A 16,379-nucleotide genomic window follows, 5' to 3' on the forward strand; every position below is an offset into this window, starting at 1 on the left:
CATCGCAAAATAGCGGATCAGTTGCCGAAATTTAGCTTCAGAAATTTTTGAACGCTTATAATACTTATTATTCATTGCATAGCAATATGTTACAAACTTTTATAATATGCTATGCTTCACTAGACCCAAATTAATAACCTCTTGACCGTAACCGCTGCAAACTTTATTCAAAAATTAGGATTATGATAAATAAAATTTGGCTTTTTGCTGTATTCGTATTGATGGTTGTTGGGTGTTCAGAGCATGCAAATAAACAGTTTGATACATCATCAAAACCAAATATCATATTATTCTTTGTAGATGATCTTGGCTGGCAAGACACGTCGGTCCCTTTTTATAGGGACACCACCCTTTTTAACAAGAAGTATCATACTCCAAATATGGAGCGGTTGGCAGATCAAGGGATGCTATTCACAAATGCATACTCGGCAAGCCCGGTGTGTACACCGACGCGAAGCAGCATCATGACCGGTCAAAATCCGGGTCGGTCAAATATTACCAACTGGACATTGCGAAATGATGTTACCAGGCAAGAAACAGCATCCAGGAACTACCCGTTGCGATCACCGAATAACTGGAAAGTGGAGGGCGTACAGCCCGATTCCATGCTGTTGCCGATGCTGCTAAAAAAGCAGGGATACCGTACTATACACGCAGGAAAGGCTCATTTTGGAGCTATAGATACTGAAGGAGCGAATCCCAAGACGTTAGGCTTTGATGTAAATATTGCAGGGCATGCGGCGGGGGCTCCGGGCAGTTATCTGGCGGAAGATAAGTACGGCAATGAACGCCCCGATTCGCCTTGGGGCGTACCGGGACTTGAGCAGTATTATGATTCGGATACCTTTTTAAGCGAAGCATTGACTATTGAAGCCAACAAGGCTGTGGACCAGGCTGTTGCTGATGGTAAGCCCTTCTTTATTAACATGGCCCATTACGCGGTGCATACCCCGATTATGACAGATAAACGATATTTTCAGGACTATCTGGATGAGGGGATCGATTCTACAGAAGCCCAATATGCTTCTCTCATCGAAGGAGTGGATACAAGCCTTGGTAAAATATGGCAGAATCTGGAAGAAGAAGGTGTAGCAGAGAATACCATCATCCTGTTTATGTCAGATAATGGAGGCCTGAGTGCACATGCACGTGGAGAAACACCGATGGGTACGGAGGCTAATACCCATAATAAGCCTTTGCGTAGTGGCAAAGGATCTGCCTATGAAGGTGGTATCCGGGTGCCCATGATCGTGGCCTGGGCTAAAACGTCAAAAGAACAGGCGCTACAAACCCGATTTCCGATAAAAGCCGGAAGCCGAAACGATACACCAGTCATCTCGGAAGATTTTTATCCATCTATTCTTGAACTTGCCGGTGTTAATGTACCCGAAAATTCTTCAACAGATGGACAGAGTTTTATACCGTTATTGCAGGATAAAGTACCCTCGGATGAGCAAAGAAAATTATTCTGGCATTATCCACACAAGTGGGGGCCGGATGGACCGGGATATGACCCCTTTACGGCTATTCGTAACGGTAAATGGAAGTTAATCTATTTTTATAATGGACAAATTTGGGAGCTCTATAACCTGGAAACAGATATTGGTGAGTCTAATAATATGATTAGTCAAAATCCGGATATAGCCCAGTCTTTGGCGGAGAAGATGAAGGAATGGATGGAAGAGGTTGGGGCACAGCTTCCCATATCTCGACAGACGGGCAAGCCGGTACCGGCTCTCAGTTTTGCTGAATGAGCAAGCTTACAAGGTCTGACTTGTTTTTTTATCGCTAAAAATTTTATGCATCCAAACACAGTAGAAAAGATGATGTCAAGAGCCAGTCGCCGTTTTTTGATGGTCCTGATTATATTATTCTATGGATCAAGTAACATCAACGCACAATCCCAGGATCTCCGTCTCTGGTACGATGAACCCGCTCAGCAGTGGACGGAAGCCCTGCCGATTGGCAATGGCAGTCTGGGAACAATGATATTTGGCGGTGTTCATCATGAACGGATTCAGTTAAACGAGGAAAGTGTATGGACCGGGCATCCCATTGAGAGAGGTAATCCGGAGGCCAAAACTTATCTGGATTCAGTGCGAACTTTGCTGTTTTCGGGAGAATATGTTGCCGCAGAAAAAATGGCCCAAGAAAAGCTTATGGGTAAACGGCTGGAAGGTGGAACGCATACCTATCAAACGTTGGGCAATTTATATTTGGACTTTGGAGACTCTACCGCTTTTAAGCATTACCGGCGTGCAATTGATTTAAATAAATCTGTGGCCAAAGTGGAATACCAAAAAGAAGGTATTACCTACAAGCGAGAGCTTTTTTCCAGTAACCCGGATCAGCTGATGGCGATCAAAATTACGGCTGATCAGCAGGAGGCACTTTCATTCCGTATCAAATTAAACAGACCCGGTGCTGGAGAAAAAGTAACTGTGGACGGAAATAAAATTATAATGCAAGAGCATGTCGGAGGAGGTGAGGGCGTCCGGTACACGGCGCGCCTTAAGGTAACTCGCAAAGGAGGGGCAGTAACAGCCACAGATTCAACCTTAAAAGTGACCAAATCAGATGAGGTTATAATTTTATTAACGGCCGCAACAGACTACAAGGGTGGAGATCCTGATGCGATAACGCAGAATCGCATGGAAGAAGCGAGTTCCTGTTCCTATAACGAGTTAAAAAAGCGGCATGTCAAAGATTATCAGCAACTATTTAACAGGGTTACTTTAGATGTTACGCCTGATCCCGTGGACGAACTTGCAACCGACCGCAGGTTACACAGGGTCAAAGAGGGTGGCGTTGCTCCCCATTTGAGCGAACTGTATTTCCAATATGGACGCTACCTGTTGATTAGCAGTTCACGCCCGGGTTCGCTGCCTGCTAACCTGCAGGGTATTTGGGCTCAGGGTATGGCTCCGCCCTGGAATGCCGATTACCATACTAATATTAACTTGCAGATGAATTATTGGCCTGCTGATGTGACCAATCTTTCGGAAACAACGCTACCCCTGTTCGATTTTGTAGAGAACTTGAATAAACGAGGAGCCCGAACGGCTGAAGAAACCTACGGAAGCCGTGGCATGGTGGTGCATCATACAACGGATGTCTGGCATTTTACCGATCCGATTGGCCAAACCTATTGGGGGCTTTGGCCCATGGGCGGAGCCTGGCTTGCAATGCACTTCTGGGATCATTACCAGTTCACAGAAGATGAAAACTTTCTAAAAGAGCGGGCCTATCCCCAAATGAAGAAAGCAGCCACTTTTTTTGTGGATTACCTGGTCGAAGATCCGGAAACCGGCCATTGGGTGACCGGTCCCTCGATGTCTCCCGAAAATCAGTACATCACCGCAGATGGACAGAAAGCAAGTATCACTATGGGGCCGACGATGGATATGGAAATCTTGCATGAACTTTTTGCTGCTACCATTGAAGCCTCTAAGAAGCTGGACCAGGATGGGGCCTTTCGTGATACACTTGTAACGCTAAAAGAAAACCTCGCACCGGTTCGGATTGGCAAAAACGGAACCATTATGGAGTGGAATGAAGACTTTGAAGAGGTGGATCCCGGTCATCGTCATATTTCACACCTTTACTCATTGTATCCGGGAGATGCTATCAATGCCCGCGAAACCCCCGCGCTTTTTGAGGCCGCAGGAGAAACCATTGATCGAAGGTTGAGGCATGGAGGCGGACATACCGGATGGAGCCGCGCCTGGATTATCAATTTCTTTGCCCGACTGCATGATGGGGAGCGAGCACATGAGAACTTGTTGGCTCTATTTCGAAAGTCAACGCTCCCCAACCTTTTTGATACCCATCCACCTTTTCAAATTGACGGCAATTTTGGAGGTACTGCAGGTATTGCTGAAATGCTATTGCAATCTCACGCTGGCTATATTGAATTTCTGCCGGCCTTGCCTAAAGCTTGGAGCGCTGGCAACATGCAGGGACTCCGTGCCCGCGGAGGTATTACTGTTGATATTACCTGGAAAAATAGTGTGTTGCAAGAGGCCGTTTTGACAGCTGATCAAGAAGGATTATATAACCTCCATTATCAGGGAAAAACAGTTGAGATAAAGCTGCAAAGTGGCAGTCCGACAACAGTAACTAAGCAGCTATTTGATTGAGATAGCTTCCGTTAGCTATGATTATTTAAAAAGGAAGTATAGTTTTGACGAGTAATAATATCCAGTGGAAGCAGATCATCGGTTGGGGGTGGGATTTTTAGCAACAGGTGATTGACCAAGTAGCGTAATCCCTGCAGTGCCTGATGGCGCGGATCCTGATTAATCAAGAAATCAATGGTCCCGGCTTTCAAAAAATGGATATTTTCTTCCAGCAGGTCGTACCCAACCAGTTTTGTTTGCTGTTTATGGTGCTTGCCCAGTGCCCGGGCTGTCAGGTAAGTTCCCGAAGAGGTTGGTACAAAAATTCCTTTTAGGTCTTGCTGGGCAATGCATTCTCCGATTTGCTCCTCGAATGATCGCTTCTCATCCAGAAAGGAGAACGTCGAAATTTCGAAATCATCATTCCCAAATTCTGCAAAATAATTTCTGAACCCCTCTTCTTTTTCTTTGAGATGGATGGAGTTTTCTACATTCTCATGTATGTGCATTACGGCAAGCTGGCCTGGTTCGTGTAGTGAAATGTGGATTAGCTCCGCTGCAACACGTCCACTTTGATGGTGATTCTGACCTATGATGCAGAGTGGATTGTACTTCTTTATTTGGGGATTAAGTTCGGTATTAACAAGAATATAGGGAATATCAACTTCGTCCAGTTTTTCAAAGAAGGTGATAGATTCGTCAAAAAAGATAGGAGCCGTAAGTACGGCATGGGGTTTGGTTTCAAGGAGTTTCTGGATGTTTTCAGAAAACGATTCCGAACGTTCTAAATCAAAATTGTTAATGTTAATATCAATATTGTAGGACTTCCACTCTCTCTGGGCTTGTAAAACCCCCTTGTTCGATAATTCCCAGTATTCATCCTGCTCGGGATTCGGAAGCATAACAGAGATTTGGTACTCCTTTTTTGCTCCCAGGCTTTGCGCAATTGGATTCGGGGAATAGTTCGTTTTTTTGAGAATTGCTTTAACTTTGCGTTCGGATTCGGATGATACATTGCCCCGATCATGGATCACACGATCCACGGTACCTACCGAAACCCCCGCCATTCTGGCGATATCTTTAATACGGATATTTTGATTTTTTCCCATAATTAATCCTGATAAATATACAATGAATTTTTCTTTAAAGAGGACGCATTCCCATCGAAAAAAAGACTTTTGTTAATAACTGTTGGTTCTTCTAACCAGTTGAATGATAAAAAACTAATTATCTTTTGGGAATAAAAACAGCAATTTATAAATGTTACTGAATGAGTTGTGTGCGCACACATTTTACGTGTGTGCGCACACAAAACAATAATTTTTTTGTTTGTACTCCTTTTTATCTCTATGTTGCTTTTGTACAAAGACAGTCCATTCTAAAAAAACAGGGTTGGGATTATTTATGGGAAAACAACTACAAAAAGTTAGAACAGTTATAGGGGTGATGGTGATAATGCTCTTTGGTATTATTACTAATTCCCTTGCTCAGGAAGTAAGTATTAACGGTACTGTTACTGATGCTGAGGCATCACAAACATTGCCGGGAGTTAATGTAATCGTTAAGGGTACATCAATAGGTACTTCAACAAATGTTGAGGGAAATTATGAATTGAATGTGCCTTCATTACAAGATACGCTGATATTTTCTTTTGTCGGTTATCAAACGAAAGAAGTACCAATTAGCGGCCAGGAAACAATTGATGTGGTCATGCAGTCACAGGCTGTTGCTGGTGATGAAGTGGTCGTCGTCGGTTATGGTACTCAGAAAGAGGAAAACCTTACAGGGGCAGTTTCTTCGGTACAGGGCAGCGACAAGCTGGCAAGTCGACCTATTACGAATCTTGGGCAGGGACTCCAAGGAGCAATACCGAATCTTAATATTGACTTTTCGGATGGCGCACCGGGGACAGAACCTTCTTTTAATGTCCGAGGATTTACTTCTACTAATGGCGGTGAACCTTTGGTGCTCGTGGATGGGGTGGAAATGGACCCCAGTCTTCTTAATCCTAATGAGGTTGAGAGTGTTTCCGTGCTGAAAGATGCGTCTGCGGCAGCTGTTTATGGATCGCGAGCTGCATTTGGGGTTGTGTTAATTACAACCAAAAAGGGTAGAAAGGGACAAAAGCCCAAAGTTGATGTTAGTACCAGCTTTTCGATGAATCGACCTACTGAAATACCCGATTTAGTTGATTCGCGACAATACATCCAGTTCAGGGAAGAAAAGGCGGCTAATTTAGGTCAGGGTGCTCCCTTTAATGAAGAGACAAAAGCTCTGTTGCTGGCATATTATAACGACCCAGCCAATAATCCGTCTGCCAGAATAAATCCCAATGATCCTACACAGTACCAATATTTTGGGAATACGGACTGGTTTGCTACGGTGTTTGAAAATTATAGTCCGCTCAAAAAGACCAATATTTCTTTAAGTGGAAGTACTGATAATATTACGTATTATCTTTCAGGAGGACTGCTTGATCAGGCCGGTATTTTGAAGTTTGGAAATGATAGCTATAATCGATCGAACCTGAGGGCTAAGTTTGATGTAGATGCTACAGATTGGCTGACATTTAAGGTTAATTCCGTATTAACAACTACGCAGCAGGATCAAATCTATAACTATGCTGGTATTGGAACGGTTTGGCATGATTTAACCAGGAAGTCCATTTTCAGGCCTTTGACTAATCCTGATGGAACAAATACTCCTTCCACAGTCGCATTTTTAAAAGATGGCGGAAGAGACAGGATGGCGGAAACGGATGCATGGGTAACGCTTGATGCTGTTGTGAACCCATTCGAAGGGTTACAGATTACTGGTTCCTATTCGTACAATAACTTTACATCCGAAAGAAAGCAGCATAGAAAAAGGATAGAGATGTACACGGGGCCCAGTGAACTTAATACTCCTAATACGACACACACGACACCTACGGCATTGTTCCTCGATGATATCCGCAATGATTATTATGCAATTAATATCTATGGGGAGTATGAAAAGCAATTCCTGGAAGACCATAACATAAAAGTTACTCTTGGTTTTAATGAAGAGAAAAAGGAATTTCACTTCACAAATTCTGGCAACCAAAGTTTGCTTACCGACCAGTTGCCTTCAATTAATTTAACGACAGCCACTCCAACGGTCGGCGAAACCATTACTTCATGGGCCCTTCAGGGGTATTTTTATCGGCTGAACTATATTCTTAAGGATCGATACTTGCTTGAGTTCAACGGACGCTATGATGCGACCTCACGGTATCCTTCGGAGGATCGTTGGGGTTTCTTTCCTTCGGTTTCTGCAGGGTGGATTATTTCTGAAGAGTCATTTATGCAACCCTTGCAACCCACAATTTCAAAGTTGAAAATAAGAGGTTCCTGGGGACAGTTAGGTAATCAGTCAGTTATAGATGAAACATCATCAACGCTCAATTTTCCCTATTTGCCTACATTAGAAGCGTTTAGGCCAGGCGCCATTTTGGGAGGGGACCGACCACTATCCGTTATGGATCCGCTGCTGGTAAGCAGCTCATTGACGTGGGAAACGGCTACATCCAAAAATATTGGGGTCGACGTGGGTATGTTTGATTCCAGGTTAGATTTCTCATTTGATTATTTTGAGCGTCTCGTAACAGACCAATTGGGCCCCAGTTCTTCTGTGCCGGCCACCTTGGGTACCGAGGCTCCCCGATCAAATGCCGTAGAGTCAGTAACGAAAGGCTGGGAATTTGAAGGAAGCTGGCGAGGCAATATTGGTGAGGTCAATTATAACGTGGGCTTCAATATTGCAGATTCATATGCTGAGGTCACGAAGTATAATAACCCTACCAAAAGTTTGGCTGCACCGTTCTACGAGGGCCAAAGAATTGGTGAGATTTGGGGCTATAAAACCAATGGCTTATTCGACTCCCGAGATGAATATCTCTCCTCTGGTTTGGACTATTCTAACCGGACGGGGCTCCAAATTGAGGGCGGCGATGTTTGGTTCGTCGATCAAAATGGGGATGGAATTATTGACCAGGGTAACCAGACGGTAGGAAATTCCGGAGATTTAACGGTCATTGGAAATACAATCCCAAGATATACCTATGGTATCAACCTTGGCGCAGCATGGAAAGGCGTTTCTTTGGATGTGTTTATGCAGGGCGTGGCCAAAAGAGACCTGGCACTGAATGGTGGACTTTTCTGGCCCAATGAGAATGGTACCCCACAGGTCAATCATTTGGATTATTGGACAGAAGACAATAAAGGAGCCTACTGGCCAAGAGCACTTGGCAACCAGGGGGGCTTTAATTACGCAACCTCAGATCGATATTTACAAGACTTCTCTTATCTCAGAATGAAGCAGCTTACATTAGCATATAGCTTTTCTAACTCTTTATTAGAGAAAACCTTGCTGAAATCTGCCCGTGTTTATGTGACCGGTCAGAACCTCTTCGAATTGGATAATGTTCTCAGTGGGTTTGATCCCGAAATCAGTTCCGGAGGCTTTAATGGCTGGGGATCTGGTAAGAGCTATCCATTCCAGCGGTCAGTATCACTTGGAATAGATGTAAGTTTCTAACAGATTTTAATGCTCAAATTGAAAAGGGATATTGCTATGAAAAAGTTTATTTATTTCTTACTAATAGTTTCGGTTACAGTATCATGCAGTGATGTATTAAACTTAAGTCCAGAAAGTGAAGTAACTTCGGTTAACTTCTTTAAGTCTGAAAGTGATTTTGAGACTTATTCGAACCAGTTTTACGACTTCTTCCCAAGAGAAGGTCGTGGTTTTGTTGACTTTATCTGGACTGACGATAACGACAGCGACAATCAGATTGCGAGGGGCAATGGCAATATTTTTGCCCTTGGCACTAACACGGTCAACGACAATCCTCCAGGCTATCATGGAGGAGGTTGGGATTTCGAGAATATCAGGACCGTAAATTACTATCTCGATAAATTAGAAGCTTCGGATCTTCCGGAGTCTGCCAAAAATCGATGGGAGGCAGAGGGTCGTTTTTTCCGAGCCTACCTGTACTTCGACAAAGTGCAAAAATATGGAGACGTCCCATGGTTTAGCGAGGCATTGAGTGAAACAGATGAGGCCATCTATAAGCCGAGAGATCCCAGAGCCTTTGTTATTGATAAGATTATTGAAGATCTGAACTTTGCTATCGATTATTTGCCACAAGAAGTTGGCAACAAAGAAAATATCGATCGCTTCGTCGCTCATGCTTTTAAAGCTCGTGCCATGCTTTTTGAAGGTACTTTCAGAAAATATCACGACTTGTCTGAACCCCATGAAGATTTGCTGGGCCAGGCTGTGGCGTCGGCAGAAGTTATTATGAATGAAGGAAACTATGCCTTGCACACAGATGGAGGGCCAGATAATAGCTTTTATAACTATTTTACGCTTCCACGCCCCGGTGTCAGCAGTGAAACTATTTTGGCAAGACATTTTTCCACCGATTTAGGTATCACGCACTGGTCACAGCGGTTTATTCTCTTGCAGGCTATGACGGGCTTTTCAAAGTCGCTGGCGGATGACTTTCTGTGCACTGACGGCCTCCCAATTTCATTAAGCCCAATGTTCGATCCTGCTACAGACTACGATCATATAGAAGATGAAATGGCCAACAGAGATCCCCGAATGCATCAAAGTATTTGGAATAAAGGAGATCTAAGACTTGCTGATCCCGACCAATACTTCAATGAAGACAATGGGCGGGTACCTCCCTTTAACCAGAATTTTCCTACAGGCTATGCCATTAAAAAGTTTAGCAATACAAGCCGGGATCTGCAGGTTCCCGGTGCAGCAGACGATGGGATTCACCTGTTTAGGTTGGGAGAAATCTACCTGATCTATGCTGAAGCCAAGGCAGAATTGGGTACTATCACTCAAAATGATTTGGATATTTCGATCAACCGGCTCAGAGACCGAGTAGGAATGCCACATATGGTGATGGGAACGTTACAGCGAGATCCCAATTCCGACTTTGACGGCAGTATCGCTGAAATACCGCAGGTGTCCGTTCTTATTGATGAGATAAGAAGAGAGCGAAGAGTAGAGCTTGCGGCCGAAGGACAGCGGCGAGAAGACCTTATGCGATGGAAAGCAGGACAGCTTTTAGCACAGAAAAAGCTGGGAGCAAAGTTTAATCCCGAAGTATATCCGGATGCTGTAGGTGAGCCTTTCGCACGCACCAATGAGGATGGATTTATAGAGCCCTATCAAGGATTAAGTTTTAGCCCGCAGTTTGATGAAAACAAAAACTACTTATATCCGATTCCTCCAAGTGAAATTGGCTTGTACCCTGATGGTCAGTTGACCCAGAATCCGGGTTGGTAATGAATTAAAAGCAGAAGTGAAGTCTAACATATACTTCGTACAGCTATAGTTTGGGGGAGCTTTAACAGCTCCCCTTTTTATTATCAAGAGTTTTTTAGTTAAGATATTTTGAGAGGATGTTGAAAAAATGAGAGGCTTATCGCAGGCTTTGCAATATGAAGATCAAGGTGTGTATAGCGGTATATACGCCGCCTTTGGCTATATGTTCGGGGGATAAATCTTGCATAGGTTGCATCAGCCGGTGAAATTGAAGGCCGGTTTGTCCATCCAATGAATAAAGCGGTGTTTCGACCACGACACCTTCGGTCGCTAAGGTTGTGTAACTGATAAAAGCTTAAAATTTTTTTAGGAACAATAACAAAAATTTCTAAAATGCCCATTATTTAGTGTGTGCGCACACAAACGTAATGTGCTCGCACACAATTAAATTTTTTCTTGTTTCTACTTCTTATTATTTCTAAGTTCGATTTGTACAAAAACAGTCCATTCTAAAACAAAAAGGGTTGGAGTTATTTATGGGAAAACAGCTACAGAAAATTAGAATTGCTATAGGGGTGATGGTAACATTGCTCTTTGGTATCATAACCAATTCGTTTGCACAGCAGGCTACGATTTCAGGTACCGTAACGGATGCGGGCACCTCATCAACTATGCCTGGTGTAAACATTTTGGTTAAGGGTACTTCAACAGGAACATCAACAGATGTAGATGGAAAGTATGAGCTTTCTGTTTCGTCTTTGAATGATACACTGGTTGTCTCTTTTATTGGATATCAAACACAGAATATTCCAATAGGCGGCCGCGAGCAGATTGATATCCAACTAACGCCGGCAGCAGTAAGTGGCGAAGAGGTTGTTGTAACGGCTCTTGGTATTAACCGGAATGAGCGACACCTTGGATATTCGGTCACGAATGTCGGAGGCGAAGATTTAGCCGAAGCCAATGCCATGAATCCGGTGGAAGCGCTTCAGGGAAAAGCAGCCGGTATTGATATTTCAAGTACGGACGGTGGCATGTTCGGTGGAAGTAAGTTTTCTATTCGGGGAGCTTCGACTCTGGATCCGAATAATATGCCGATCTTTGTGGTTGACGGTGTTATCCTCCAGAACGAAACTTCCGGAGGTAGTGAGTGGTCCGGGAACCCTGCTGACTGGGGAAACCAGCTGCGGAATTTGAATCCAGATAACTTTCAGTCGGTTTCTATTCTTAAAGGAGCGGCTGCTACGGCTCTTTATGGATCGCGTGCTATTAACGGGGCGGTCGTTATTGAGACGAAAGATGGTGGGCAGGGTAATGGTATTGGCATCCAGGTCAGCCAGACAACAGGCATGAAGTATGTGTATGACACGCCCGACCTGCAGAATGAATTTGGCCCGGGAACAATCGCTGGATATGTAAGCTATGGCGAACAGGATGCTAATGGTGACTACCATCGTTTTGATACCGGACAGTTTAACTATCGTGATATGGATGGGCAGCAAGTGCCTTCGTTAATCGGGGCCAGCACGTTGAATTTTGGTCCAAGGTTTGATTCACAGAATCAAGTGCAGGGTTACGATGAGCAAATGACCTCCTACCAGGCCTATCCAAACAACTGGAAAAATGCCTATGATACCGGTCTTAGTTCGCGCACCAACATTACACTGAGCGGTGCTGCCGATAAGCTTTCCTTTTATGTCAACAGCTCTATTGATGTAAATAAAGGTATTTATCCGGCACAGCAGCTGAACAAGTATTCCGGAATGCTAAAGGCCAGTTACGATTTTACAGACTATCTTACCGTTCGGGGATCGATGAACTACACGCGTGGTATTCCTCAAAATCCACCCGAAAACTTTGGGGACGATTTTACTGCCTATGCTTTTAATCGAGCCTATTCGACTGAGAAGTATAAAAATTCCGATGTGTATATAGCTGATCATGGAGGCGTTCCCAGCACTACTTACAATGATGAGTATGCTTATGTACCGGGAAATTCGTTATGGTTCAGTTCTTATAAAAATAATAGTCGACGAGTTGAAAATACCTGGCGACCTATACTTTCAGTGACTGCTGATGTTACCGATTGGTTAAGTATGACGCTGGAAGGAAATATGAATGTTTTTGAATATACCAATGAGGTAGAAAATCTTGGACAAGGCTACCGTAATGAAGGTGGTTACTATGAGCTGTCTCATCATTACGAGCAGCAGGAAAGCGTAAAGCTTACGACCCAGATAACCCAGGATTATGGAGACTTTGGGTTTGATGCAACGGTAGGTGGAGAAGTCTTCCACACCAAGACCAGTGAGTCAGGTTCCAATACGGAAGGTGGATTGATTGTTCCCGGCCGTTATTTCCTGGATAATAGTAAAGACCTTACGTCGAATTGGGCCTGGGTTGGACAGGAAAAACAGATCTCTTCCCTTTATGCGTTATTAAGCTTTTCCTGGAAAGATCAGCTATTTATGGATGTAACCGGGCGTAACGACTGGTCATCCGCTCTGGTTTATGCCGATGGAGCAGGTGATTACTCATTCTTTTATCCTTCAGTAAGTGCCTCTTGGATTTTTAACGAAACCCTCAATTTACCAGACTGGGTATCGTTTGGTAAGCTTCGTGCATCATGGGCACATGTCGGTAACGATACCGATCCTTACAGCATTAACCAAGGCTTTGGTATCGGTAATATACAAACAGAGGATGGGCTGATCTATACCAATAACTTTAATCAGCGGGTTCTCATAAGCCCCGATTTATCTCCAGAACAAAAGCGTTCTTATGAAGTGGGGGCTAATATCCAGTTCTTGGATCGGCGTTTGGGCCTTGATGTTACCTGGTATAAAGAAAATACCTATGATCAAATCCTCAATGTTGACGCGCCGTTGACAAGTGGAGTGACGGCACAGAAAATTAATGCAGGAAATATCCAGAACCAGGGAGTCGAGGTTAGCTTAAATGCAACACCTGTACGAACCAGTGATTTTGACTGGGATATGACCGTAAACTACACCCGCAACCGTAATAAAATTATTTCTCTCCATGAGGATGTGGGAGCATATCAGCTGTTGGCAGGAAGTCCTGCCTACGGGAATTACCGTATCGGTAGTGCCGCTTATGTAGGAGGAGATTACGGAGTCTTGCTTTCTGACATTGCTCCTGCACGCTACCAGGCCACCAACGAAAGTGGTGAGCCTGTTGAGGATCCCAAAAATGGAATGAAAATCCTAAACTACGATAATACCAGCCGCAGTGCTTTTTACAAGAGAAGCGGTGATGTGCAAAAGGTAGGTTCCACTCAGCCAGATTTCCTGGGTAGTGTGTCAAACACATTCCGATATAAAAACCTGAGTCTTTCTTTCCTTATTGACGGACGCTTCGGTGGACATGTGGCATCGTTTACCAATCGGTATGGTACGGCCTGGGGTTTTCTTGAATCGTCTACAAAGAACCTCGACGCTGACCATGGAGGCATGACCTGGACCAGTGAATATTCGGATACACAAGGACGAACCTATGATGATGGTGTTATTCCCGAAGGAGTGTTTGCCGAAGGTACGGTGGTAACAACACCTCAGGGTGGCGAACAGGATGTGAGCGGTATGACCTTCAACGAGGCCTACGAAGCCGGATATGTGGAACCTTCACATGCGTCGTCCGTAACCTACTTCAATAATTCATGGGGTAATGGAACCATCAACGATACTTGGTTTTATGAGCTTAGTTATGTGTCGTTACGTCAATTGGGCGTAAGTTACCGGCTCCCGGTTTCTCTGACCCAAAAGTTAGGAGTTCGTAATCTTACGTTAGGGTTGAAGTCCAGAAATGTACTTTATCTGTACAATTCTTCACCTAACAATATGAATCCCGAAACTTTCCGCGGAAATCGTTCAGACTACTCATACTTCGAGCGAACACCGGCGCCGTTCTCACGGTCTATCTTCTTTACGCTTGACGTAAGCCTTTAATAGTTAACAGTTTTAAACAGAAGTATTATGAAACGACTAATATTAGTATTACTCACGCTTGGCCTATTTGTTAATGCCTGCGATAGGAGCAATTTTGCAGGGACCAATCAGGATCCCTCAACCGTTGTTGAGCCTGATGTAGTTTATTTGTTTACCTCTGCGCTACAGCAGATGGAGCAAGGACCCGACCATTACACTCAATGGTTTTATGATAATAGCCAGTATATGTTGCCTTGGAGCCAGGTATCCGTACGTCCCGGAGGTAATGGAAGTCAGTTGAATGAGTTCGGGGCCCCTGGGAATCGAATAGGCAAATGGTATGAACTGATGGAGCCCCTTTTTGAGATTCGTCATCATGTAGATGAAAATCTCTCAGGTCAAGAACAAAAGAGTTATGAGAAGCTCAAAGCCATCACTTATGCGATCCAGATTTACTACGGTATTCATGTCACGGATGTGTATGGCGCCCGTGCTTACACCGAGGCTATGCAGGGTCGATATACCAATCCTCCAATGCTTACCCCTCAGTGGGATACTCAGGAGGAATTATTCAATACTTGGTTGAGCGAGCTAAACAGCGCGCTGGAGGTTTTGGCATCCACACCTGAATTTGAAGGCGAGCCGGTAAACCAAGTGAGTTTGGGCGAACAGGATTTCGTCTATGGCGGCGACTGGACCAAATGGGCGAAGTTTATGAACTCGTTGAAGCTTCGGATTGCTACCAGACTGTTGCATCAGGACCAAGGTCGTGCACTGCAAATTGCTGAGAATGTCACCAGCAATCAATTCGGTCCTATCACTTTAACAGAGGATAACTTCAATTGGAAGGGTAGTGTACAGTTTTATGGCCCCACAAGTGTCAACTCAGCAGCAGTTGGACCAGGTGCACGTAACCTGGTAAACTTTTTGCGGGAGAATAAAGACCCGAGGTTGAAGCTCCTTTTCGACAAAAATGACTTCAACAGCCGGGTCATTCAGGGCTTCTATGATGCCGGTAAAGAAGACAATATTCCTTCTTACATCCAGCAATATATAGAAAGCTCGGTCGTAGATGGTCAGCGGGTGTTTGAAGGCTGGAAAGCACCGGGCGAACCATGGGTACGGTATTTTGGAGCTCCGGTAGCTCCGGATAGCGCTCGTTCCGGGACGGTTGCCGAGGAATACTTCCGCACCCAAAACTGGCAGCTTGGTAGCAAAACATACGAGCCAAAAGCAAACTATAAAATGGAGTTGTATGCTACCAACAGGGATATAACCTATCCTGATATCCCGGAACGAACCGTCATTGATGAACAAGACCATCCTTACCATAATAATCTGTTTTCGGCTGCAGAAACCCACCTTTATTTAGCAGAATTTGCTGCTCTGGGGGCAAATCTTCCGAATAACGCGCAATATTATTTACAGGAAGGTATCCGGCAGTCGGTCGAAACGTACGACTGGTTAGCCAACCAGAATGGTATTCTGTATTATGATGAGCCCTACGATACCGAGTATGGCGCATCTGTTAGCTTGAAGCCGGGCGAGGTTCAGGACTTGTTAACACGGGAAGCATATTCTCTTGCAGGCTCAAGCCAACAGGAACAACTGGAGAAAATTTATATTCAGCAGTTCATCCACTTTATTGCAGAGCCTACACAACTCTACGTAACATCACTGCGTAGCGGGATCCCTCAAACTGACAGCCAGTATCTGGAACGGGTGCCTTTCGAGGATGGTCCTGCGGCACTGACTATTCCCCGTCGTTTTGTAGTTGAACAGCCTACACAGGACAACATCAACTATCAAAACATTCTGGATGCCCTTGAAGCGCAGGGCTTTAGTCCTGGGTCGAATAATCCCCAAACGCTGCATGACGAGCGCATCTGGTATGATCAGAACGCTCCGGACTGGGGAGAAGGGCCGAATTACTAAGGCATACTTTGTACAGTTATTTTTCAAAGAAGGGGAGCTTTAACGGCTCCCTTTTCTATTATAAGAGGCCTTG

Annotated in this window: 7 protein-coding genes and 1 pseudogene; 6 read left to right on the forward strand and 2 right to left on the reverse strand. The window is 44.4% G+C overall.

Features of this window, described 5'->3' with window-relative positions; genetic code table 11:
* Window positions 1–75 (reverse strand): annotated as a pseudogene (locus J6I44_RS13605) (IS1595 family transposase); the annotation flags it as partial.
* Window positions 76–182: 107 nt separating this feature from the next.
* Between J6I44_RS13605 and J6I44_RS13610 the strand changes: the two are divergent.
* Both J6I44_RS13610 and J6I44_RS13615 read left to right on the forward strand, forming a co-directional pair.
* Window positions 183–1,754, forward strand: a complete 1,572-nt coding sequence (locus J6I44_RS13610; RefSeq protein WP_265766696.1) for a sulfatase — start codon at window positions 183–185, stop codon at window positions 1,752–1,754.
* 45 nt (window positions 1,755–1,799) lie between these two features.
* Window positions 1,800–4,139 carry a glycoside hydrolase family 95 protein gene (locus tag J6I44_RS13615; RefSeq protein WP_265766697.1) on the forward strand — a complete coding sequence of 780 codons (2,340 nt, stop codon included), beginning with the start codon at window positions 1,800–1,802 and terminating at the stop codon, window positions 4,137–4,139.
* 11 nt (window positions 4,140–4,150) lie between these two features.
* Here the strand turns inward: J6I44_RS13615 and J6I44_RS13620 are convergent, their stop codons facing one another.
* The gene (locus J6I44_RS13620; RefSeq protein WP_265766698.1) at window positions 4,151–5,227 is read right to left on the reverse strand and encodes a LacI family DNA-binding transcriptional regulator; all 1,077 of its coding nucleotides are present in this window, start codon (window positions 5,225–5,227) and stop codon (window positions 4,151–4,153) included.
* A gap of 295 nt (window positions 5,228–5,522) precedes the next feature.
* Here J6I44_RS13620 and J6I44_RS13625 point away from each other — a divergent pair, with 295 nt between their 5' ends.
* The 4 genes from J6I44_RS13625 (at window position 5,523) to J6I44_RS13640 (ending at window position 16,306) form a co-directional block, all read left to right on the forward strand.
* Window positions 5,523–8,675, forward strand: coding sequence for a SusC/RagA family TonB-linked outer membrane protein (locus J6I44_RS13625; protein ID WP_265766699.1), 3,153 nt, complete (start codon window positions 5,523–5,525; stop codon window positions 8,673–8,675).
* 36 nt (window positions 8,676–8,711) lie between these two features.
* Window positions 8,712–10,445, forward strand: coding sequence for a RagB/SusD family nutrient uptake outer membrane protein (locus J6I44_RS13630; protein ID WP_265766700.1), 1,734 nt, complete (start codon window positions 8,712–8,714; stop codon window positions 10,443–10,445).
* A gap of 515 nt (window positions 10,446–10,960) precedes the next feature.
* Window positions 10,961–14,392, forward strand: a complete 3,432-nt coding sequence (locus tag J6I44_RS13635) for a SusC/RagA family TonB-linked outer membrane protein (protein ID WP_265766701.1) — start codon at window positions 10,961–10,963, stop codon at window positions 14,390–14,392.
* A 27-nt stretch (window positions 14,393–14,419) separates the two neighbouring features.
* Window positions 14,420–16,306 carry a SusD/RagB family nutrient-binding outer membrane lipoprotein gene (locus J6I44_RS13640; protein ID WP_265766702.1) on the forward strand — a complete coding sequence of 629 codons (1,887 nt, stop codon included), beginning with the start codon at window positions 14,420–14,422 and terminating at the stop codon, window positions 16,304–16,306.
* Window positions 16,307–16,379: the final 73 nt, after the last annotated feature.

This window comes from Fodinibius salsisoli, from assembly GCF_026229185.1.
In the GTDB taxonomy this organism is placed as follows: Bacteria; Bacteroidota; Rhodothermia; order Balneolales; family Balneolaceae; genus Fodinibius; species Fodinibius salsisoli.

What these genes read in the sequence shown, in the direction of transcription:
- J6I44_RS13610 (WP_265766696.1), top strand. Translation starts at nt 183, where the DNA reads ATGATAAATAAAATTTGGCTTTTTGCTGTATTCGTATTGATGGTTGTT.
- J6I44_RS13615 (WP_265766697.1), top strand. Translation starts at nt 1,800, where the DNA reads ATGCATCCAAACACAGTAGAAAAGATGATGTCAAGAGCCAGTCGCCGT.
- J6I44_RS13620 (WP_265766698.1), bottom strand. Translation starts at nt 5,227, where the DNA reads ATGGGAAAAAATCAAAATATCCGTATTAAAGATATCGCCAGAATGGCG.
- J6I44_RS13625 (WP_265766699.1), top strand. Translation starts at nt 5,523, where the DNA reads ATGGGAAAACAACTACAAAAAGTTAGAACAGTTATAGGGGTGATGGTG.
- J6I44_RS13630 (WP_265766700.1), top strand. Translation starts at nt 8,712, where the DNA reads ATGAAAAAGTTTATTTATTTCTTACTAATAGTTTCGGTTACAGTATCA.
- J6I44_RS13635 (WP_265766701.1), top strand. Translation starts at nt 10,961, where the DNA reads ATGGGAAAACAGCTACAGAAAATTAGAATTGCTATAGGGGTGATGGTA.
- J6I44_RS13640 (WP_265766702.1), top strand. Translation starts at nt 14,420, where the DNA reads ATGAAACGACTAATATTAGTATTACTCACGCTTGGCCTATTTGTTAAT.